Consider the following 19796-nt stretch of genomic DNA (forward strand, 5'->3'; position numbering starts at 1 on the left):
AGCATGAATCTTTAACAAAAATTCAAACTATATTCACGAATGCTATTTTTTTGTGTTAACAGTGGAAATTTTATTGATTTGGTTATCGATATCTTGTGTGAGCTCGTTAATTTTTGTCAGTCGCGGTTGTAACTTGTATTGAAAATGCTCGACATCTTTTTGGATAGCCTCAAAAGTTGGCTGACTTGCTTTAACAGCGTCTTGCAACTTAGTTGTACTAGATTGCAAATTTGTGACCGCTTTGCTGAACTCTTGAAGGCTGTTCATAGTGTCTTTAAATGTCTGTTTGAGATCATTTAGAATGTGGGGGTGAGCAAATACGTACCTTCCGCTATGGTAGCTTAAAACGGATAATAATGTAAATTTTAGAAAACGATGCTTATTTTTTTTTGCCATTTTTATTTCTCCAATTGAGATTTAATTTTATCTTGAATTTGGATTAATTGGTTCTCCGTATAAGCTTTGGTGTTATCCCCAAAAATAATTTTAAAGTCATCTTGTTCAGAATAACGGGGAATCAAATGAAAGTGAGAATGAAAAACAGATTGAGAAGCGATTGTTCCGTTATTATTTACAATATTCATTCCAATAATTTTAGGATCCATCGCCTTAATTGCCTGAGCAATCAATGGAATTTTAGCAAAGGTTTTTGACGCTAGTTCAGGATCATAGGCGAAAATATCTTTGACATGTGTTTTAGGCACAACCAGTGTATGACCTGGAGTGGCTTGAGAAATATCCAAAAACGCCTTAATATTTTCATCTTCATAAATTGTGTAGCTAGGAATATCACCGTCAATAATTTTACAAAAAATACAAGATGCTTCACGTTGATTTGTCATGTACATTACCTCTTTTTTATTAATTGCTTTCATTATACCAATATTTTGAAGCAAGCCAAAGAACTTCACTGCTTCTATCTGTGAAAACGGTCAGATCATGATATAATCAATTCAAATCAAGTAGTGAAAGAGGCAGGGTTAACATGGCATTAAAAATTGAACACCTAGTTGGTGGTTATTCACAAATTCCAGTCTTAAAAGACATTAGCTTTGAGGTTAATGAAGGTGAGCTGGTCGGATTGATCGGTTTAAATGGTGCAGGGAAATCGACGACGATAAATCACGTAATCGGCCTAATGACCCCACAAAAGGGAAAGATTACGATTAATGGCAAAACAGTTTATGAAGATAGCGATGCTTATAAAAAGCAAATGGCTTATATTCCGGAAATGCCAGTTTTATATCCAGAATTAACTTTAAAAGAACATATTGATTTGACGATTATGGCGTACCGATTAGATAAAGAGCAGGCTTGGAAACGGGCAAATGAGTTGCTTGAAACATTCCGACTTGCTAATAAATTGGATTGGTTTCCAAATAATTTTTCTAAAGGTATGAAACAAAAAGTGATGATTGTTTGTGCATTTTTAACAGATGCAAAATTATATATTATTGACGAACCTTTTTTAGGATTAGATCCGTTAGCAACCGACGATCTTTTGAAATTAATTGACGAACGTAAATCCCATGGTGCGGCGGTTTTGATGTCAACTCATGTGCTAGATACAGCTGAAAAATATTGTGATCGTTTTGTTCTGTTACATGATGGCAAAATTCAAAATCAGGGTAATTTGGCAGAGTTACGTGCACAAAATCCAACTTTAGGGAAATCATTAACCGAAATTTATTTAGGTTTAGCAAGAGCAGGTGAACCGCATGCTTAATTTATGGACACAACGTAAACGTGCCCATTTTCTAGAAATGCTGAAGTATTTGAGGTACGTTTTAAATGATCATTTCGTAATTGCTCTTATGTTCTTAGTAGGTGGATTAGGATTTGGGTATTCTAACTTTTTAAAAACATTTCATGCGGGTACCTGGTGGGCTGGCCCAGTTGCAATTTTTTATTTAACAATTATTTTGCAGTTTTGCAGTTTGGCTACCTTGCTTAAACGAGCTGATCCGGTCTTTTTATTACCACGTGAACATGATATGCATGGATACTTGAAAAAGTCTCGTATCCATAGTTGGACTTTTAGCAGTGTAGTTGAAGTTGTTGGGGTCGTCATTCTTTCTCCATTCATGGCGATTGCTTTTCAACTATCGGTGATTCAAATTGGTAGTTTTATAATCACGTTAATTATTTTGAAGTTTGGTTCACTTTCATTAGAACTGAATCAGTTGTATCAAAATCGAGTTTTTGGATGGCAGCAAAGTTTACTTACCAACTGGATATTTCCGCTAATTTGGTTTACAGGTGGCATTTATCTTAGTTTTTGGTTTGCTCTGGTTGGAGCCATAATCCAAAGCTTTCTAGAAATTAGGCGAGAGCAGCAACAATGGCAAACTCGTTCTTTAGCCTGGAAACTTGCAGTAAATCTGGAAGATCAACGAATGCTGAAGATTTATCGATTCTTTAATTTATTTACAGATGTTCCCAATGTGCACGGAACTGTTCATCGACGTAAATACTTAGATCGAATTCTTGGCATGATTGATCGGCGTTCGCAAAACCCGTATGTTTACCTTTTTTCACGAGCTCTAATGCGAAGTACCGTCTATAGTGGATTATATTTCCGTTTGACGATTCTAGGTGTCGTGTTATTAATGTTTATTTCAAACATTTATTTAGCGATTTTTTTACAACTATTATTTGTTTATTTAATTGGTTTTCAATTGTTACCGTTATTTGCAAACTACAATGAAAATGTGTTTACACATCTTTACCCAATTAGTGCTGTCACTAAGGCCGCGGGATTCAACCAATTAGTTATGATATTGCTTGAGTTTACAGTTAGTCTTTTGGCAATTGTTGGGGGACTGAGCAACATGTCCATTTTGCAAGCTGTCATAACGTGGTTTATAGGAAGCATCGAGGTTTGGGGATTGTTAAAGTTCTACTTTCCAATCCGAATCAAAAAAATGAATTCTTGACGGTTGTTGGGACAATCTATAAAATTAATAGGTGACGGAATTTTGAAAGAAAAACTTGAGGAAAAATAATGAGAGTTAGAAATAAAGCATGGGCTGAGCCGCTAATTGAGGCCCATCCCGAATTAATGATCACTGATCCCTTACAAAATAAAGGTGATTGGCAGAAACGTTTTAAAAAGAAACAACCAATCCGAATTGAAGTTGGCATGGGAAAAGGCCAATTTATTATTCAGATGGCCTTAAAGTACCCACAAATTAATTTTATTGGCATTGAAATCCAACGGTCTGTGGCTGCCATTGCGCTAAGGGATGCATTAGAAGAAAGTTTACCAAACTTGCAGTTGGTGTTAGCTGATGGAGCTGATCTTAATGAATATTTTGATAACGGCGAAATTGATCGTGTATATTTGAATTTCTCAGATCCATGGCCCAAAAAAAGACATGTAAAAAGACGGTTAACGTACAAGTCTTTTTTGCATGTCTATCAAGAAATTTTGGTGGATCACGGAGCTCTAGAATTTAAAACTGATAATCAAGGGCTATTTGAGTATTCTTTGGTAAGTCTGAATAATTATGGCTTTGTATTTGATGCTGTTTTTTTGGACCTGCATCATACCGAGGAAGCCGTAGAAAACGTTGAGACGGAATACGAGCATAAATTTAGTGCGAAGGGCCAAAGAATTTATAAACTTAGCGGTCATTTCTAGAGACGATAAATATCAATGATTGTCCCGGTTTTAGCGTCTGCTAAAAATTCGTATTGAATGAGTTTATTATCTTCATACCGTGTAATCCCCCCATAATAGACCTGAGTCTTTATGGCAAATTTTTGTAAGGGCGCTTTTTTCATTTCAATCCAGGATCCTTCAATAGGGCCCTCTTTTAAGAATGCCTGACGAACGGTATCTAGGATGTTGTTAGCAGAAATAGTGGATTTGTGATTTAGTAGCCAGCTTGTCAATAAGCCGGTTGTTAAGCTTGCAGTCCCAGCCATAGCAAGGGTTGTCAAAGTTTCTTTTTTTGTCATCGGTAAACACTCCTTTAAAGATCTTATTTATAACCATAGTATACCAAGACCAGAAAAAATAATATATTAGAACGAGTTCAATAGAAAGGAATTGCGTATGTTAATTAGTAGTTATAACCCAAATGAATTAGGAGATACCTTAATCTGTATCTTGAATCCGGATTCGGATACACAAGTAACTGAGACTAAAAAAGATGTGACACGTATTTTTGATGCTGAGACTAATAAAACTTTAGGATTTAATTTTGCAAATGTTTCTCAACAATTAGGCGAAATCTCAGTAAATGGTCAGATGTTTTTGTCAAAGGACCAAGTTAAAACACTTAATGCTTATCTGCAGGAGGCTGGTTTTGAAGCCGAATTAGAAGCTGATTTAGAACCCAAGTTTATTGTTGGGTATGTCAGTTCGACAGAACCACATCCAGATTCAGACCATCTGTTAGTTACACAGACCTTAGTGGACCATGATCAGAAAGTTCAGCTTGTGAGTGGCTCGCCAAATATGAAAGCAAAAATTAAAGTTGTCGTTGCTAAAGTAGGCGCCATGATGCCAAACGGGTTAATTATTTGGCCTGGTAGTTTACGAGGCGTTAAAAGTGACGGCATGATTTGTTCGGCTCGTGAACTGGGACTGCCAAATGCACCACAAAAGAAAGGTGCTTTAATCTTGCCTGAATCAGATGATGTTTTTAAAGTTGGAGAGGCCTTTGATTTTACTCAAGGAGCAAAATTATTTCAGCCATCAGGCAAATAAAGTTAGGTGATTTGAATTATGAAACATTATGATGGTCCGGCCTTTTATCGTAAAGACGAAGAACCTTTAAAACAAACGAAACAGTCCGTCCGTAAATCACATCGAAAACCGTTAATTACAAAACGTCATTCAGAAAATGTGCCGTTTTTAAAACCGAAATCAGAACAATCTGTGACTAATTCGTCAAATTTTACCACGACAGCTTCTGAACAATTTTCACAGCGTTCGTCAAGACCGCTAACCTCATCCGAGACTGAAAGTAAAAATAGCGACCTGCTTAAAAATGCAACCGCACCAGCATCAATATCCGTTTCGGAAAGCAACCAGCCACCTGTAATTTTAGAAGAAAAAAATAATCAGCTATTGGCCGATAAAAATCCTTTACCAGCAGAACCAGTAAAACAAGCAAACAGCGAAGAAGTTGTTAGACCACTTGTGACAAGTAATCCACAACCTAAAATTGAAGTTGCGTCTGATCCTGGTTTTTCTACTGAAGCCCATTTTGCAGCTCGCCAGATCGAGCAAAAGCCTGTAACGGCGGATGGTGGTTCAAGTCTGGAAGAAAAAAGTCCAGATCCGGTGGGATATCAATTTCCACCAGTGGGTCTGTTAAAGCCTCCTGTCAAACTAGATGCCGATTCCCAGTCTGAATGGCTACAAACTCAAGTGAAAAGTCTAGACGAAGCTTTAAGTGCCTTCGGGGTTAATGCTAAGGTTGCTAACTGGACAGTTGGACCGACTGTTACCCAATTTCAAGTTGAGTTGGGTCGGGGCGTCAAAGTAAATAAAATCACCAACCTAGCAGATGATTTAAAGTTGCAGTTGGCGGCAAAAGATATTCGCATTGAAGCACCAATTCCGGGAAAAAGCTCCGTCGGAATTGAAGTGCCTAATTTCAAATCCCGCCCAGTTATGTTGTCTGAAGTTTTAAATGCGCCGGTTTTTGCACAAAGTGAGTCACCTTTGACAATTGCATTAGGAGTGGATTTATTTGGGAAACCACGAGTTTACGATTTGAGAAAAATGCCCCATGGCTTGATTGCAGGGGCGACTGGTTCTGGTAAAAGTGTTTTTATTAACAGTTTACTGATTTCAATCCTTTATAAAGCCACGCCGCGACAAGTTCGATTACTTTTGATTGATCCAAAAACAGTTGAGTTGGCGCCGTATAACGATCTTCCTCATTTATTAGCACCAGTCATTTCAGATCCAAAATCAGCTTCTGCTGCCTTAAAATGGGTCACTAATGAAATGGATGAGCGTTATGAGAAATTGGCCGCCGCAGGAGTTCGAAATATTGAACAATACAATACAAAAGCTGAAACAACGGGTCATGCCGCAGATTATTTGCCATACATAGTCGTGATCATTGATGAATTAGCTGATTTAATGATGGTAGCTTCTTCAGAAGTTCAAGACTATATCGTGCGGATTACACAAAAAGCACGTGCGGCTGGCATTCATTTGATTATTGCAACGCAACGGCCGAGTGTGGATGTGGTTACAGGATTAATTAAGAATAATATTCCTACCCGGGTAGCATTTATGGTTTCTAGCCAAATTGATTCTCGAACAATTCTGGACCATAGTGGGGCAGAACGGTTGCTTGGACGAGGAGATATGTTATTTCTTGGTAATGGCGATAGCACTCCAATTCGTTTGCAGGGATCTTATGTCGATGGCGAAATTGACCAGATTACGGACTTTATTCGTGCAGAATCGACACCGCATTATGAATTTGATCCAGAGTCTTTAAAAAAACAGGTTCAAGAAACAGATGAGCAAGATGACCTGCTGCCAGATGTTTTGGAGTATCTAGCTGAGGAAGACACAATTTCAACTTCGAAACTTCAGCGGGTCTTTTCGATTGGGTATAACCATGCTGCAACGATTATTGATCAATTGGAGGCTCAAGGAGATATTTCCGAAGCAAAAGGTTCCAAACCGCGTGAGGTGTATTTTACTCAAGCAGATTTGAAAAAGATTCATGATAGTCAAGCCTGACTTACAACATACTTAGATTTTGAGTGTGGTAAACTATTAACAAAACTGATAAAGAGGAAGAGGAAAATTGGATAACGCGACGACTTATTATTTTATAGGGATTAAAGGTTCTGGAATGAGTTCTTTAGCATTGATTTTACATGATGAGGGTTACCATGTGAAAGGTTCCGATATTGCAAAATATACGTTTACCCAACGAGGATTAGAGCAAGCAGGAATTGAAGTGCTCCCATTTGACGAGGCTAACATTACGGAGGGGTTAACAGTAATTGCTGGAAATGCATTTACAGATGACCATCCTGAGATAAAAAAGGCACGAGCAATGGGCTTGCCTGTGACTCGTTATCATGAATTCTTAGGAAAAATGTTGCCTGGTTACACCAGTATTGGGGTGGCCGGTGCACATGGGAAAACCAGTACGACAGGACTTCTTTCCCATGTTCTAAGTGGTGTAGCACCCACGAGTTATTTGGTTGGTGATGGAAGTGGGAAAGGGACACCTAACGCCCGCTTCTTCGTGTTTGAAGCTGACGAATATCGGCGTCATTTTATGGCTTATCATCCAGATTACATGATTATGACAAATATTGATTTTGATCATCCTGATTATTACACAGGAATCGAAGACGTTTACCAAGCTTTTCAGGACGTTTCTCAGCAGGTAAAAAAAGGAATTTTTGCCTGGGGTGATGATGAAAACTTACGTCGTTTGCATGCAGATGTTCCTGTTTACTACTATGGAACGAGCAAGAATGATGATTTTCAAGCTCGCGATATTAAACGAACAACTGAAGGATCAGAATTTGATGTTTATCACGAAGATGAATTTTTAGGCCATTTTCAAATTCATCTCTTCGGGGAACACAATGTCCTCAATAGTTTAGCGGTAATCGCCGTTGCTTATTTTGAAAAAGTTAACTTGGAAGAAATTAAAGATGAGTTATTGGATTTCCAAGGAGTTAAGCGCCGTTTTTCAGAGAAGAAAGTTGCTGATATGACAATCATCGACGATTATGCTCACCATCCTTCCGAAATTAAAGCTACTTTAGATGCTGCCCGTCAGAAATATCCAGAAAAAGAAATTATTGCAGTTTTCCAACCACATACATTTAGTCGGACAATCGCACTTTTAGATGATTTCGCTAAAAGTCTCAATTTAGCAGACAAGGTCTACTTGACAGAAATCTTTAGTTCGGTACGTGAAAAGAGTGGTAAAATTTCATCTGCAGATTTAGCAGCTAAGATTAATAAAGGCGGCGAAATCCTCCAGGCTGATAATATGTCACCACTTTTGGATTATCATAATGCGGTTGTGGTCTTTATGGGTGCTGGTGATGTCCAGCGTTATGAAAAAGCTTATGAGGAATTACTTAGCAATTTAAGCTTAAAGAATAATTAAGAATAAGAGTGTAATGGTGCGCTTACAAGGTAAACCCACCATGAAAAATAAATAACTGACTAATTTTGACCTTTTCACTTGATTCATTTTCTTAATCTGATAGAATGTATTCAAATTAAAAGAAAGAGGGAATTAGGTATGCAAGAACCACGAAACCTGGTTAATACTGAAGTAGGTCTCAGTAGTTTTATGACGAGAATGTACGGATTTATGGGATATGCAGTGGCTTTGTCTGCCGTTGTTGCTTATCTTAGCGGTGTGACATTTAGCGCTCAGATTATGCCAATTCTTAATGATCATCCTTTCATATTTTTATTCGTCTTAATTGGATTGATGATTTTTAGTTCCGCTGCAACTGGGAAAGCAATGCAAAGTGCGGGGATGAGTTTCACGATTTTAACACTCTTTTCCCTATTCTTCGGATTAGAGTTTTCGTTTATTTTCTTAACGTTTAGCTTACCTACGATTACTTCCGCATTTGTTTCGGCGTCGATCACATTTATATCGATGTCCTTAATTGGGGCTACAACCCATAAAGATATGAGCAAAGTTGGCAATCAGCTTTTTGCTGCATTGATTGCCCTACTGGTAGTTATGTTCATTAATATCTTTCTAAGAAGTGCTGTAATTAGCTACTTATTCTCATTTGTCGGGGTTGTTATCTTTGCAGGATTATCAATGACTGATACGAATAAAATGAAACAGTTGTATTTACAATATGGCGATCAAGTTTCGATGACAGGATTGGCCATTCAGGGATCCTTGACCTTATATTTGGATTTCTTGAATTTGTTCCAGTTTTTATTACAAATTTTCGGCGGCTTTGGTGGCAGTCGAGACTAATCGAATTTATAAAAAAACGACTAATTAACTCGAAAGAGGAAATTAGCCGTTTTTATTTTGAATGAATTTCCAAAAGCTTTCAAAAAAATTGAGGAACCATTAGTATAATAAGACAAGCTAGTTTGTTAGAATAGAGGTATGACTACTAAGGAGAAAAATATGACCCGAAAAAAATTACTTTTAATCGATGGAAATAGTGTGGCGTTCAGAGCCTTTTTTGCGCTCCATAACGCGCTAAGTAAATTTACAAATCAAGATGGGTTACATACAAATGCAATATATGGATTTAACAAAATGCTTGATCACATTTTGGAGATTGTTAAGCCCACAGATGCGTTGGTGGCATTTGATGCTGGGAAAACAACTTTTCGAACCGAAATGTTTGATAACTATAAAGGTGGACGTTCCAAAACTCCACCCGAACTTTCCGAACAAATGCCTTATTTGCGTGAGTTGCTAAAGGCTTATGGCATTAAATCTTATGAACTAGCTAATTATGAAGCGGATGACATTATCGGAACCCTCTCAAAAGAAGCGGAAACGGCTGGGTATGAAGTTACGATTGTAACCGGAGATCGGGACTTAACCCAATTATCTAGTGAAAAAACAACTGTTTCTGTAACTGTGAAGGGAGTTAGTGAAGTTGAGCACTATACGCCGGAGCATGTGCAAGAAAAGCTTGGGTTAACACCAGCGCAAATTATTGATATGAAAGGATTGGCTGGTGATACATCAGACAATTATCCCGGAGTTACCAAAGTTGGCGAAAAAACGGCCATTAAATTATTACAACAGTACGATTCTGTTGAAGGTGTTTACGAACACATCGATGAATTAAAAGCTTCCAAAATGAAGGAACATTTAATCGAAGACCGTGATAATGCCTTTTTAAGCAAGAAACTGGCTACAATTAATCGTGAAGCACCAATTGCGATTTCGTTGGCGGATTTGGCATATTCAGGTAAAAACCCCGCAACTTTAGTGGATTTTTACGAACGGATGAATTTTCAATCTTTTTTGAAACAAATTCGTTCAACTGAAGGTTTTGAAGCCCCACAGACTATGAAAAAAATCGCTTTTACAGAACTAACTACAGATAACTTGAATGAGGTGGCTAAATTAAAGGGTGAGATGGCTTTTTATTTGGAGATGCCCGAAAAAAATTATCATGTGTCAGATTTAGTGGGATTCGGAATTGGTCGTGAAGATAAGTGGTTTGTTTCTAGAAATGTTGATTTATTAACTACGGCCATATTTAAAAAACTTTTCACGGATTCAAACAACCAAATAAGTGTCTTCGATCTTAAAAGGACCTATGTGGGATTGAACCGCCTGGGGGTATCCTTCACAAACGGGAAAAATGATATTCTTTTGGAATCGTACTTGTTAGATACCAATGATAATTCTAACGATCTTGGTGCTTTAGCTCATCGCCATGGGTATCAAGATATTAAGACAGACGAAGAGGTTTATGGAACTGGTGTGAAACGTCATATTCCAGATGACGATGCAGAATTTTTAACACATTTAGCAGCCAAGCTTCGGGCTATTCAGCAGTTGGTACCGCAGCTAAAAAGTGAGCTTGAACAAAACGAACAAATCAAATTGTATACCGATATCGAGTTACCAATTGCTTTAGTCCTTTCCAAAATGGAAATTGCGGGCGTTCGCGTAGATACCAATCGTTTGGAACAGATGGAAAGTGAATTCACAGAACGACTGACTGAAATTGAACAAACCATCTACAATGAAGCCGGCGAAGAATTCAATATTAAATCTACTAAACAACTTGGCTCAATTTTATTTGAAAAATTAGGACTGCCAAGTTCTAAAAAAACGAAAACAGGCTATTCAACCGCAGTTAGCGTTTTGGAAGGTTTAAGAGGACAAGCCCCAATTATTGATAATATTTTAATTTACCGACAAATCTCAAAAATTCAATCAACTTACGTAAAGGGATTATTGAAAGTTGTTCATTCTTCAGATCAAAAAGTGCACACAACCTATCTCCAAACCTTGACGCAAACAGGTCGTTTATCTTCAATTGATCCTAATTTGCAAAACATTCCGATCCGCTTAGAGGAAGGTCGTAAAATTCGACAGGCATTTGTTCCGAGTGCAGATAATGCGCAAATCTTTTCGTCCGATTATTCCCAAATTGAATTACGGGTTTTAGCACACATTACTGGTGACAAAAATATGCAGGCGGCATTTAAAAATGGGGAAGATATTCATGCTAGTACTGCGGTCCGAATTTTTGGTTTAAAGGATGCATCCGAAGTGACACCGAATATTCGGCGCCAAGCAAAAGCTGTTAATTTTGGGATCGTGTATGGAATTAGCGATTATGGTTTATCGCAAAATATTGGTATTTCACGAAAGCAAGCTAAAACCTTTATTGATACTTACTTCCAGGAATATCCAGGGGTTAAAGCATTTATGGATCAAATCGTTGAAACAGCTAGAAAGCAAGGCTATGTAGAAACGATTGCGCACCGACGTCGTTATTTACCAGACATTAACTCTAGCAATCATAATCAACGTTCGTTTGCTGAGAGAACGGCTATGAACACGCCGATTCAAGGTAGTGCTGCTGATATTATTAAAATTGCAATGATTCAAATGCAAGATGAGTTAGAGAAGCGACAGTTAAAAACCGAAATGTTGCTACAGGTTCATGATGAACTGATCTTTGAAGTGCCTGATGATGAATTGGCGTTAGTTAAGGATCTAGTGCCAAGTATCATGGATTCTGCAGTGAAATTAGACGTCCCTCTGAAAGTAGAGAGCGCGTTTGGCAAAAGCTGGTATAACGCTAAATAACAAATGAATAAGAAGGAATTATTATGCCTGAATTACCAGAAGTTGAAACGGTAAAACGTGGATTAGATGCCCTAGTTGTCGGTAAAAAAATTAAAAAAATTGATATTTACTATCCAAAAATGGTTTTACCAAATGTAACCGAATTTACCAAAGCCTTAACTGGCCAAATAATTCAAGGAATTGATCGCCGTGGAAAATATCTTCTTTTCCACTTTAGTGATCAACAATCTATGGTGTCGCATTTACGGATGGAAGGAAAGTATTCTGTTCATTCACATGAAATGCCGTTAAACAAACATGATCATGTGGTTTTTGAGTTTACAGATGGTTCAGAGTTACGCTATAACGATACAAGAAAATTTGGGCGTATGGTTCTAGTACCAACGGGCGAAGAATTTACTGTTGCTGGTCTGAAAACAATTGGGCCGGAACCAACCCCGGAAACGCTAAGTGTTGAATACATGGCGGAAACGATGAAAAAACATCATAAATCCATTAAATCGTTTTTGTTGGATCAAAATATGATTGCTGGACTAGGCAATATTTATTGTGACGAGGTCCTTTGGTTAGCAAAAATTCACCCGTTACAGCCTACGAATACCGTTCCACTTAGCAAGATTATTACACTAAGAGAGAAAATTTTTGAAGAACTTAACTTAGCGATTCAAGCAAAGGGGACCACCGTTTTTTCATATCTGGATGCTAGTGGACATGCAGGAAGTTTTCAAAATCAATTACATGTTTATCAAAGAACTGGAAAACCTTGTGAACGATGTGGTACAGCGATTGAGCGGATTAAAGTGGCTCAACGGGGGACTCATTTTTGTCCGTTTTGTCAGAAATTAATTGAGGTTAAAGGTTAATGACAGTTATCTTAGGATTAACTGGTGGCATTGCTACAGGGAAGTCAACGGTTAGCAGTTATTTAAAAAAACTAGGGTATCCAGTCGTTGACGCAGACCAGATTGCTCGTGAGATTGTGCAGCCAGGGACTATAGTTGCTGACCAATTGCGGATAATTTTCGGGGATGCAATTTTTGATGGTGCTAAGCTAAATCGAAACCGGTTAGGAAAAATTGTTTTTGGAAGCTCTGTGCAATTACAAAAACTTAATGCGGTGATGCAACCGGCAATTAGAACGAAAATTCTACAAACATTAAAAGCAGAAAAAAAAGAGTCGACAAAATTAATTGTTTTGGACGCGCCACTGCTCTTAGAACAAGGATATCAGAAGTTTGTGGATCAAATTATGGTTGTTGTGAGTGATGCCAACGTTCAACGGGAGCGTTTAATCCGCCGTGATGGCTTTTCTAAAAAAGAAGCTGAACAGCGAATAACGGCGCAGTGGTCCTTAGAAAAGAAAATTAGTTTCGCTGATATTGTGATTGATAACAGTGGGTCTATTGAAGAAACACGTCAGCAAGTGGTAAAATGGCTTGACAATAGTAAGTTACGTTAGTAAGTGGAGGTAGAGTGCCCATGAGATGTCCACATTGTCATCACAATGGTTCTCGAGTGGTGGATAGTCGTCCAACAGATGATGGGCGTGTGATCCGCCGCAGAAGAGAATGTGAAGCATGCGGTTTTAGATTTACAACGTTTGAAAGAATTGAAGCATCACCTTTGTTGGTGATTAAGAAAAACGGGACACGAGAAGAGTTTAATCGAGAAAAACTACTCCGCGGGCTTATTCGTTCTGCTGAAAAACGGCCAGTTGGTATGGACGAAATGTCCAAAATTGTGGATGAAGTTGAAAACAAAATTCGGGCCCTAGGCGAAAATGAAGTTTCTAGCCAAATCATTGGTGAGTATGTCATGAACTTACTGGCCAAAGTCGATGAAATTGCTTATATTCGTTTTGCCAGTGTCTACCGTCAATTTAAGGATATGAATGTATTTATGTCAGAATTGAAAGATATGATGGCAAAAGACAAAGCGACTAAAAAGAAAACTTCCAAAAAAGATGATGGTGGCGAGTCATAATGAATGAGGGATGGGCTAATTTAAGCCCCAAAGATGGTTTTTTAGTTACTCAAAGGGACTATTTGAGCGATTTTGATCAAAAAGTCCTTACTTTTTTATACCAACCGATTATTGGAGCTAAGGCGTTTAGCTTATTTTTGACGCTTTGGACCGAAATGAGTCCGACAACCATTCGTTCAGAGAGAAAGTCGCATTTAGAATTATTTGATATTCTGAATTGTGATTTACCCAATTTCTACTTGAGTCGACAAAAGTTGGAGGGAATCGGATTACTTAAATCTTTTGAAGGACAAGATAACCTTGGCCGTTATTTTGTGTATCAATTGATCAGACCTATATCACCAGACGCGTTTTTTAAGGATGATTTGCTGAGCAGCTTGCTTCTTGAAGCCATTGGTGAAAATCGGTTTAAAGAACTTGCTGCACAGTTTAAACTAACGCAAGTTGATAAAAAAAATCTAAAAGATGTTTCAACTGATTTTTTGACTGCTTTTCACATTTCAGATAACACGATTAAAGAACCTAATTTCTTAATTCGTGAGACTCAAGCAGAATTTAAGCAGGCCAAATCACAAACGGAGGATCAACTAATCAAGGTTGAAAACAATGATTTTGATTTTAAATTATTAAAAGACCTTCTGAGTCATGGTTTTACCAAGTGGGAGTCTGTTAATCAAGCCCAACGACTAATCTTGAGTGAACACCTTTTGTATGGAATTGACGAAGTTGAAATGAGCCGTCAAATTGGTCAAGCAACGGATTTAGTGACCAATCAGTTAAACACCAAGAAATTACAACAACAGATTTCTAAAAGCTTTACTAGCCAAACGGCCCATAAACAAGCTTATGCGGCGAGTCCTTCAAGTACAGAAACTAAACCAGTAGAAAGCTCGAAGACAGACGAAAACAAGTTGACGTCAGAAGACAAGCAGCTGATTAAAGCGGCTAAGTCCTATGCACCGGCAACTTATTTGGAAAATCTGAAGGTGGCTATCCATGGTGGCTATGTCACGTACGGTGAAAAACAAATACTTAAAGATTTAATTGATCGGAATTTATTTCCAGTGAGTGTTATAAATATTTTGCTCTCATACATTGTTATTGACCGGGGCGTCACAACGCTCCCTGGAAAATTAGTGGATACGGTGGTGAACAGCTGGAGTCGGGCACACGTTTCAACGCCTGAAGATGCTATTCTACAAATTAAAAGTTTTGCTACTGAAAAAAATAGTGCTCGTAAGCCAAGAGTAAGTTCACGAAAAGTTATTGAAAAAGAAACATTACCAGATTGGGCAAAAAATGATACACCAACTGTTAAAACGACCCCAATTAAAAAGAGTGATCAAGAACTTTTGCAGCGGCGTTTGAAAGAAATGCGTAAACAGAATAAGGAGGAAAATTAGCCATGGAAAATATACGTGAAGTTTTAAAAGAACTCATGAGTAAACGTCAATTAGACACGAAATTTCAGGACCTAATGACTCCGGTTTACGAAGATGCAGATGTTCTCAAATTTTGTGAAGAACATAAAAATGAGTTATCTACTGATGGTGTAGCTCGTTCTGCGTCAAAACTTTATGAATATGTTCAAGAACGTGATAAATATAATCGTAATGAGCCAACCTTAATGCCCGGATATCAGCCAATTTTGATTGTAAATAATCATATGATTGAGGTGTCTTATCAACCCAGCAAAAAGTTATTAGCAAACGAAAAACAACGTGCTTTTAATATGCGTGTTAAGGCTGTTAATATGCCAAAAATGATCAGACGGGCTCGTTTTGACGATTTTTTTCCGGATCAGGATCGTCAGACTGCGTTAACGGCTGCCTTGAATTTTATTCAAGCTTATGAAAAAGACCCCCATCAATTTCACAAAGGTCTTTATTTAACAGGTAGTTTTGGAGTGGGAAAGACCTATCTTTTAGGCGCAATTGCTAACGAATTAGCTACGCAAGGATATGAATCTACCTTGGTTCATTTTCCAAGTTTTGCAGTTGAAATGAAAAATGCCATTGGCGAAAATAATTTGGCCGAAAAATTAAATCTTGTAAAAAAAGCACCTATTTTGATGTTAGATGACGTGGGGGCGGATGCGATGTCTAGTTGGGTTCGAGATGAAGTGCTGGGTGTTATTTTAGAATATCGTATGCAAAATGAATTACCCACATTTTTTAGTTCTAATTTTTCGATGCCCCAATTAGAAACAGAACATTTACAGATTAACCAGCGCGGTGAGTCGGAACCGTTAAAAGCAAAGCGCCTAATGGAACGAATTAAGTTTTTGGCTACAGAAGTTACCATGGTGGGTGTAAATCGTCGCCAAAAATAAAAGATTGATGAGAAGTTATTGACTTTTTCTCAGAGTGTGGTTTAATTAGTTTTGAAATCAAAGAGAAGACACGATTGTTAGTTGCATCATTTCAGGGAATGGTAGCTATAGCTGGAAGCTACCTAATGAACACTAACGATTACCACTTTTCTGAGCCTGATGGAAATGTCAGGACGGATTGTTCCCGTTATCGAACCCATGAGATGCAGAGTAATCTGTAATTTTGGGTGGAACCGCGTTAATAACGTCCCGAATACATTAGATTGTATTCGGGATTTTTTTATACAAAAAATTAGAAAGAAGAGAAAAAACATGGCAGATATGGAAATTACATTAGCAGATGGTGCAAAACGATCTGTAGAAAACGGATCAAGTGTTTTAGAGGTTGCAAAGGCGATTAGTACTAGCTTGGCAAAAAAAGCAGTTGCTGGAAAAGTAAATGATCAAATTGTTTCTTTAGATCAAATTTTAAGTGAGAACGACAAGCTTGAAATTGTGACAAAAGATTCTGAAACTGGATTACAAGTTATGTGGAATACTGCCGCAGTTGTTTTAGAAGCAGCTGTTCAATCAATCTATCCAGACATTCATTTTGGGACAAAAGGAAATAGCGAACATGGTTTTTACTGTGATACTGATAATGGTGCTGAACAAATCAGTGTGGATAGTTTACCAGCCATTGAAGATAAAATGGCAGAATTGATCAAAAAACAATTACCGCTTAAACAAGAGTGGATTTCTGAAAGTGATGCCCTTAAAATTGTGGATGGCGATCCTTACCAGGCAAAATTAGCCCATGCCAATGCTAAAAATGGCAAAGTCAGTGTCTACAAGATTGCTGACATGACAGTATTGAGTGACGAAGTAGTCTTAGAAAATACAAAAGATGTTAAGGTCTTCAAATTGTTATCAGTTGCCGGTGCTTATTGGGAAGGTAAGTCAAGTAACCCAATGTTACAAAGGGTTTATGGAACGGCCTTTTTCAAGCAAAAGGAGTTGGATGCTGAATTAGTACGCCAACAAGAGGCACATGATCGTGATCACCGTGTTATTGGAAACAACTTGGATCTGTTCTTCGTTGATCCTAAAGTGGGTGCTGGTCTTCCTTACTGGATGCCAAACGGTGCTACAATTCGGCGGACAATTGAACGGTACATCATCGACAAGGAAGTTGCTAACGGGTATCAACATGTCTACACACCAGTTTTAATGAACTTGGATGCTTATAAAACTTCCGGTCATTGGGAACATTATCGTGAAGACATGTTTCCACCAATGGATATGGGCGATGGCGAAATGTTGGAATTACGTCCAATGAATTGTCCTTCACATATTCAAGTTTATAAGCACCATATTCGTTCTTATCGTGAATTACCAATCCGGATTGCGGAATTAGGGATGATGCACCGTTATGAAAAATCGGGTGCTCTATCTGGCTTACAACGGGTTCGTGAAATGACTTTAAATGACGGACATACATTTGTAACGCCTGACCAAATTCAAGATGAGTTTAAGAGTATTCTTAAATTAATGGTTGAAGTTTACGATGATTTTGATATTACTGACTACACGTTCCGTTTGAGTTATCGTGATCCTAAAAATACAAAGAAGTATTTCGATGATGATGAAATGTGGAACAAGTCTCAAGCAATGTTGAAGGCAGCTATGGATGATCTTGGTCTTAACTATGTTGAAGCTGAAGGGGAAGCAGCATTTTACGGTCCTAAATTAGATGTTCAAACAAAGACTGCACTTGGAAATGAAGAAACACTTTCGACTATTCAACTAGACTTTATGTTGCCTGAAAGATTTGATTTACATTATGTTGGTGCCGATGGTGAAGATCATCGTCCAGTCATGATTCACCGTGGTCTTGTATCTACAATGGAACGTTTTACAGCTTATTTAACAGAAATTTACAAAGGTGCTTTCCCAACATGGTTGGCTCCAAAGCAAGTTACAATTATTCCTGTTAATCAGAAGTTCCATGGTGCATATGCAGAAAAACTTCGTCAAAAGATGGCTGCTAAAAATATTCGGGTTAATGTGGATGATCGTAATGAAAAAATGGGTTACAAAATCCGTGAAGCTCAAACACAAAAAGTTCCTTATGTATTAGTAGTAGGAGATCAAGAATTAGAGAACGGCTCCGTTAGTGTTCGTAAGTACGGCGAAAAGGATTCTGAAAGTGAAAACAACAATATGTTTATTGATAGTTTGATCGCTGAAATTCAGAATTATAGTCGCACTGGAGACTCTTCTAAAAATGATGAGTTAATCAAGTAAACAGTTTGACAGGGTAGGCTGTTTCTGGTAAACTTAAAAAGTTGAGAAATTAAGCAGAGGCACCCGCTTCTCGCCTTAGTGATTGAATCGCTGGGCTAAAACGATGAAAAGACTATTTAATAGTCTGACTGGCGGGGTGTGTATGCACCTCGTCTTTTTCTGCATTTTTCTTAAAATAATTTGGAGGTGAATTGCCATAGCTATTGATATGATGGTTAACAACGGTATTCGTGCCCGTGAAGTACGATTAATTGGTGATGATGGCACTCAATTGGGTGTAAAGTCGAAACAGGAAGCTTTAGATTTAGCGGATCAAGCAGAACTTGATTTGGTATTAGTTTCCCCGAAAGCTAAACCGCCTGTTGCCAAGATCATGGATTATGGAAAATATCGTTTTGAACTTCAAAAGAAACAACGTGAAGCTCGTAAACGACAAAAGACAATCAGTATCAAAGAAGTTCGTCTTAGCCCTACAATTGATACAAATGATTTTAATACTAAGCTTAAGAACGCTAAAAAGTTCCTAGCAAAAGGTGATAAAGTCCGAGTTTCAATTCGTTTTAAGGGCCGTGCAATTACGCATAAGGAAATTGGTCGTGAAGTGTTAAATCGGATGGCTAAAGCAGCATCTGATGTGGCTACGATCGAACAATATCCTAAGATGGATGGACGAAGCATGTTCTTGATGCTGGCGCCAATTTCAGAAAAGTAAAAAGTAGGAGGAACATATTATGCCAAAAATGAAGACAAATCGTGCAGCAGCAAAGCGTTTTAAACGGACCGGTACTGGTGGTTTTAAGAGTGCCAACGCTTACACGAGTCACCGATTCCATGGAAAGACAAAGAAACAACGTCGTCAATTACGTGGATTAAGCATGATGGATCATACGAGCGTTAAACGTTATCGTAAGATGCTAGCTCCAATCAACAAGTAATTTAATTAATTTAAAAGAATATCATGCTGGGTGACCAGTTCTAGGAGGAATTATTATGCCACGAGTAAAGGGTGGAACAGTAACACATCGTCGTCGTAAACGTATTTTAAAGCTTGCTAAAGGCTATCGCGGACCAAAACATACTAACTTTAAGGTTGCTAAAGACCAAGTTATGAAGTCAGGTTTGTATGCATTCCGTGACCGTCGTAACCGTAAGGGAGACTTCCGTAAGATTTGGATCGCCCGTATTAATGCGGCAGCTCGTTTGAATGATATGAGTTACAGCCAATTAATGCACGGTTTGAAGGTTGCTGAAATCGATATTAACCGTAAGATGTTAGCTGATCTTGCAGTTAACGATGCTGCAGCATTTACAGCATTAGTAGAAACAGCAAAAAAAGCGATCGCATAATAAAAATCCTCGGATTGTAAAGTTATTTCAATTTGAAATACTTTGCAATGCGGGGATTTTTT

The 19796-nt window shown here is 38.0% G+C and carries 20 protein-coding genes and 1 other annotated feature; of the genes, 17 read left to right on the plus strand and 3 right to left on the minus strand.

Annotation, left to right across the window (positions count from 1 at the left end; genetic code table 11):
• Positions 1-42: 42 nt before the first annotated feature.
• Together PI20285_RS03325 and PI20285_RS03330 are read right to left on the minus strand one after the other, a co-directional pair.
• Positions 43-396, minus strand: coding sequence for a hypothetical protein (locus PI20285_RS03325; RefSeq protein ID WP_057772446.1), 354 nt, complete (start codon positions 394-396; stop codon positions 43-45).
• Positions 397-398: 2 nt separating this feature from the next.
• Entirely contained in the window at positions 399-842 is a 444-nt protein-coding gene (locus PI20285_RS03330) for an HIT family protein (protein WP_057772448.1), read from the minus strand.
• Between the two features lie 143 nt (positions 843-985).
• Here PI20285_RS03330 and PI20285_RS03335 point away from each other — a divergent pair, with 143 nt between their 5' ends.
• The 3 genes from PI20285_RS03335 (at position 986) to trmB (ending at position 3643) form a co-directional block, all read left to right on the plus strand.
• The gene (locus PI20285_RS03335) at positions 986-1726 is read left to right on the plus strand and encodes an ABC transporter ATP-binding protein (RefSeq protein ID WP_057772450.1); all 741 of its coding nucleotides are present in this window, start codon (positions 986-988) and stop codon (positions 1724-1726) included.
• A complete protein-coding gene (locus PI20285_RS03340; RefSeq protein WP_057772451.1) occupies positions 1719-2936 on the plus strand; it encodes an ABC transporter permease in 1218 nt (405 codons plus the stop codon). Before PI20285_RS03335 ends, PI20285_RS03340 begins: the two co-directional genes overlap by 8 nt.
• 68 nt (positions 2937-3004) lie before the next feature.
• The gene (gene trmB, locus PI20285_RS03345) at positions 3005-3643 is read left to right on the plus strand and encodes a tRNA (guanosine(46)-N7)-methyltransferase TrmB (RefSeq protein WP_057772454.1); all 639 of its coding nucleotides are present in this window, start codon (positions 3005-3007) and stop codon (positions 3641-3643) included.
• Here trmB and PI20285_RS03350 read toward each other — a convergent pair.
• The gene (locus tag PI20285_RS03350) at positions 3640-3963 is read right to left on the minus strand and encodes a PepSY domain-containing protein (protein WP_057772456.1); all 324 of its coding nucleotides are present in this window, start codon (positions 3961-3963) and stop codon (positions 3640-3642) included. The genes trmB and PI20285_RS03350 overlap by 4 nt on opposite strands.
• Positions 3964-4060: 97 nt before the next feature.
• Here PI20285_RS03350 and ytpR point away from each other — a divergent pair, with 97 nt between their 5' ends.
• From ytpR to rplT, 14 genes are all read left to right on the plus strand, one after another.
• The gene (gene ytpR, locus PI20285_RS03355) at positions 4061-4717 is read left to right on the plus strand and encodes a YtpR family tRNA-binding protein (protein WP_057772458.1); all 657 of its coding nucleotides are present in this window, start codon (positions 4061-4063) and stop codon (positions 4715-4717) included.
• 18 nt (positions 4718-4735) lie between these two features.
• Positions 4736-6721: a DNA translocase FtsK gene (locus tag PI20285_RS03360; protein WP_057772459.1), complete on the plus strand. Its 1986-nt coding sequence runs from the start codon at positions 4736-4738 to the stop codon at positions 6719-6721.
• Positions 6722-6788: 67 nt separating this feature from the next.
• The gene (gene murC, locus PI20285_RS03365; RefSeq protein WP_057772462.1) at positions 6789-8120 is read left to right on the plus strand and encodes a UDP-N-acetylmuramate--L-alanine ligase; all 1332 of its coding nucleotides are present in this window, start codon (positions 6789-6791) and stop codon (positions 8118-8120) included.
• Positions 8121-8258: 138 nt separating this feature from the next.
• The gene (locus PI20285_RS03370) at positions 8259-8963 is read left to right on the plus strand and encodes a Bax inhibitor-1/YccA family protein (RefSeq protein WP_057772464.1); all 705 of its coding nucleotides are present in this window, start codon (positions 8259-8261) and stop codon (positions 8961-8963) included.
• 159 nt (positions 8964-9122) lie between these two features.
• Positions 9123-11786, plus strand: coding sequence for a DNA polymerase I (gene polA / locus PI20285_RS03375; RefSeq protein WP_057772466.1), 2664 nt, complete (start codon positions 9123-9125; stop codon positions 11784-11786).
• A 23-nt stretch (positions 11787-11809) separates the two neighbouring features.
• The gene (gene mutM / locus PI20285_RS03380; RefSeq protein WP_057772467.1) at positions 11810-12649 is read left to right on the plus strand and encodes a bifunctional DNA-formamidopyrimidine glycosylase/DNA-(apurinic or apyrimidinic site) lyase; all 840 of its coding nucleotides are present in this window, start codon (positions 11810-11812) and stop codon (positions 12647-12649) included.
• Positions 12649-13245, plus strand: a complete 597-nt coding sequence (gene coaE, locus PI20285_RS03385) for a dephospho-CoA kinase (RefSeq protein ID WP_057772469.1) — start codon at positions 12649-12651, stop codon at positions 13243-13245. The genes mutM and coaE overlap by 1 nt, the downstream gene beginning before the upstream one ends.
• A 20-nt stretch (positions 13246-13265) precedes the next feature.
• Entirely contained in the window at positions 13266-13769 is a 504-nt protein-coding gene (gene nrdR, locus PI20285_RS03390; protein WP_057772471.1) for a transcriptional regulator NrdR, read from the plus strand.
• A complete protein-coding gene (locus PI20285_RS03395; protein ID WP_057772472.1) occupies positions 13769-15172 on the plus strand; it encodes a replication initiation and membrane attachment family protein in 1404 nt (467 codons plus the stop codon). Before nrdR ends, PI20285_RS03395 begins: the two co-directional genes overlap by 1 nt.
• 2 nt (positions 15173-15174) lie before the next feature.
• Positions 15175-16101, plus strand: coding sequence for a primosomal protein DnaI (gene dnaI / locus PI20285_RS03400; RefSeq protein WP_057772474.1), 927 nt, complete (start codon positions 15175-15177; stop codon positions 16099-16101).
• Between the two features lie 312 nt (positions 16102-16413).
• Positions 16414-18387, plus strand: coding sequence for a threonine--tRNA ligase (thrS, locus tag PI20285_RS03405; RefSeq protein ID WP_057772477.1), 1974 nt, complete (start codon positions 16414-16416; stop codon positions 18385-18387).
• A 45-nt stretch (positions 18388-18432) separates the two neighbouring features.
• Positions 18433-18554: a sequence feature (ribosomal protein L20 leader region), on the plus strand.
• Positions 18555-18598: 44 nt separating this feature from the next.
• Complete coding sequence (gene infC / locus PI20285_RS03410) at positions 18599-19099, plus strand: translation initiation factor IF-3 (RefSeq protein ID WP_057772478.1); 501 nt, start codon at positions 18599-18601, stop codon at positions 19097-19099.
• A 19-nt stretch (positions 19100-19118) separates the two neighbouring features.
• Positions 19119-19322: a 50S ribosomal protein L35 gene (gene rpmI, locus PI20285_RS03415; RefSeq protein WP_057772480.1), complete on the plus strand. Its 204-nt coding sequence runs from the start codon at positions 19119-19121 to the stop codon at positions 19320-19322.
• Between the two features lie 55 nt (positions 19323-19377).
• Positions 19378-19734, plus strand: a complete 357-nt coding sequence (gene rplT / locus PI20285_RS03420; protein ID WP_057772482.1) for a 50S ribosomal protein L20 — start codon at positions 19378-19380, stop codon at positions 19732-19734.
• Positions 19735-19796 lie beyond the last annotated feature (62 nt).

Origin of the sequence: Pediococcus inopinatus (assembly GCF_002982135.1) — a bacterium.
In the GTDB taxonomy this organism is placed as follows: domain Bacteria; phylum Bacillota; class Bacilli; order Lactobacillales; family Lactobacillaceae; genus Pediococcus; species Pediococcus inopinatus.

Excerpts from the sequence above, each read along its gene's own strand:
- coaE (WP_057772469.1), top strand. The coding sequence starts at position 12,649 with ATGACAGTTATCTTAGGATTAACTGGTGGCATTGCTACAGGGAAGTCA.
- infC (WP_057772478.1), top strand. The coding sequence starts at position 18,599 with ATGGTTAACAACGGTATTCGTGCCCGTGAAGTACGATTAATTGGTGAT.
- PI20285_RS03350 (WP_057772456.1), bottom strand. The coding sequence starts at position 3,963 with ATGACAAAAAAAGAAACTTTGACAACCCTTGCTATGGCTGGGACTGCA.
- thrS (WP_057772477.1), top strand. The coding sequence starts at position 16,414 with ATGGCAGATATGGAAATTACATTAGCAGATGGTGCAAAACGATCTGTA.
- PI20285_RS03395 (WP_057772472.1), top strand. The coding sequence starts at position 13,769 with ATGAATGAGGGATGGGCTAATTTAAGCCCCAAAGATGGTTTTTTAGTT.
- polA (WP_057772466.1), top strand. The coding sequence starts at position 9,123 with ATGACCCGAAAAAAATTACTTTTAATCGATGGAAATAGTGTGGCGTTC.
- rplT (WP_057772482.1), top strand. The coding sequence starts at position 19,378 with ATGCCACGAGTAAAGGGTGGAACAGTAACACATCGTCGTCGTAAACGT.
- PI20285_RS03330 (WP_057772448.1), bottom strand. The coding sequence starts at position 842 with ATGACAAATCAACGTGAAGCATCTTGTATTTTTTGTAAAATTATTGAC.
- PI20285_RS03340 (WP_057772451.1), top strand. The coding sequence starts at position 1,719 with ATGCTTAATTTATGGACACAACGTAAACGTGCCCATTTTCTAGAAATG.
- trmB (WP_057772454.1), top strand. The coding sequence starts at position 3,005 with ATGAGAGTTAGAAATAAAGCATGGGCTGAGCCGCTAATTGAGGCCCAT.
- PI20285_RS03325 (WP_057772446.1), bottom strand. The coding sequence starts at position 396 with ATGGCAAAAAAAAATAAGCATCGTTTTCTAAAATTTACATTATTATCC.
- PI20285_RS03335 (WP_057772450.1), top strand. The coding sequence starts at position 986 with ATGGCATTAAAAATTGAACACCTAGTTGGTGGTTATTCACAAATTCCA.
- nrdR (WP_057772471.1), top strand. The coding sequence starts at position 13,266 with ATGAGATGTCCACATTGTCATCACAATGGTTCTCGAGTGGTGGATAGT.
- mutM (WP_057772467.1), top strand. The coding sequence starts at position 11,810 with ATGCCTGAATTACCAGAAGTTGAAACGGTAAAACGTGGATTAGATGCC.
- ytpR (WP_057772458.1), top strand. The coding sequence starts at position 4,061 with ATGTTAATTAGTAGTTATAACCCAAATGAATTAGGAGATACCTTAATC.
- PI20285_RS03370 (WP_057772464.1), top strand. The coding sequence starts at position 8,259 with ATGCAAGAACCACGAAACCTGGTTAATACTGAAGTAGGTCTCAGTAGT.
- rpmI (WP_057772480.1), top strand. The coding sequence starts at position 19,119 with ATGCCAAAAATGAAGACAAATCGTGCAGCAGCAAAGCGTTTTAAACGG.
- PI20285_RS03360 (WP_057772459.1), top strand. The coding sequence starts at position 4,736 with ATGAAACATTATGATGGTCCGGCCTTTTATCGTAAAGACGAAGAACCT.
- dnaI (WP_057772474.1), top strand. The coding sequence starts at position 15,175 with ATGGAAAATATACGTGAAGTTTTAAAAGAACTCATGAGTAAACGTCAA.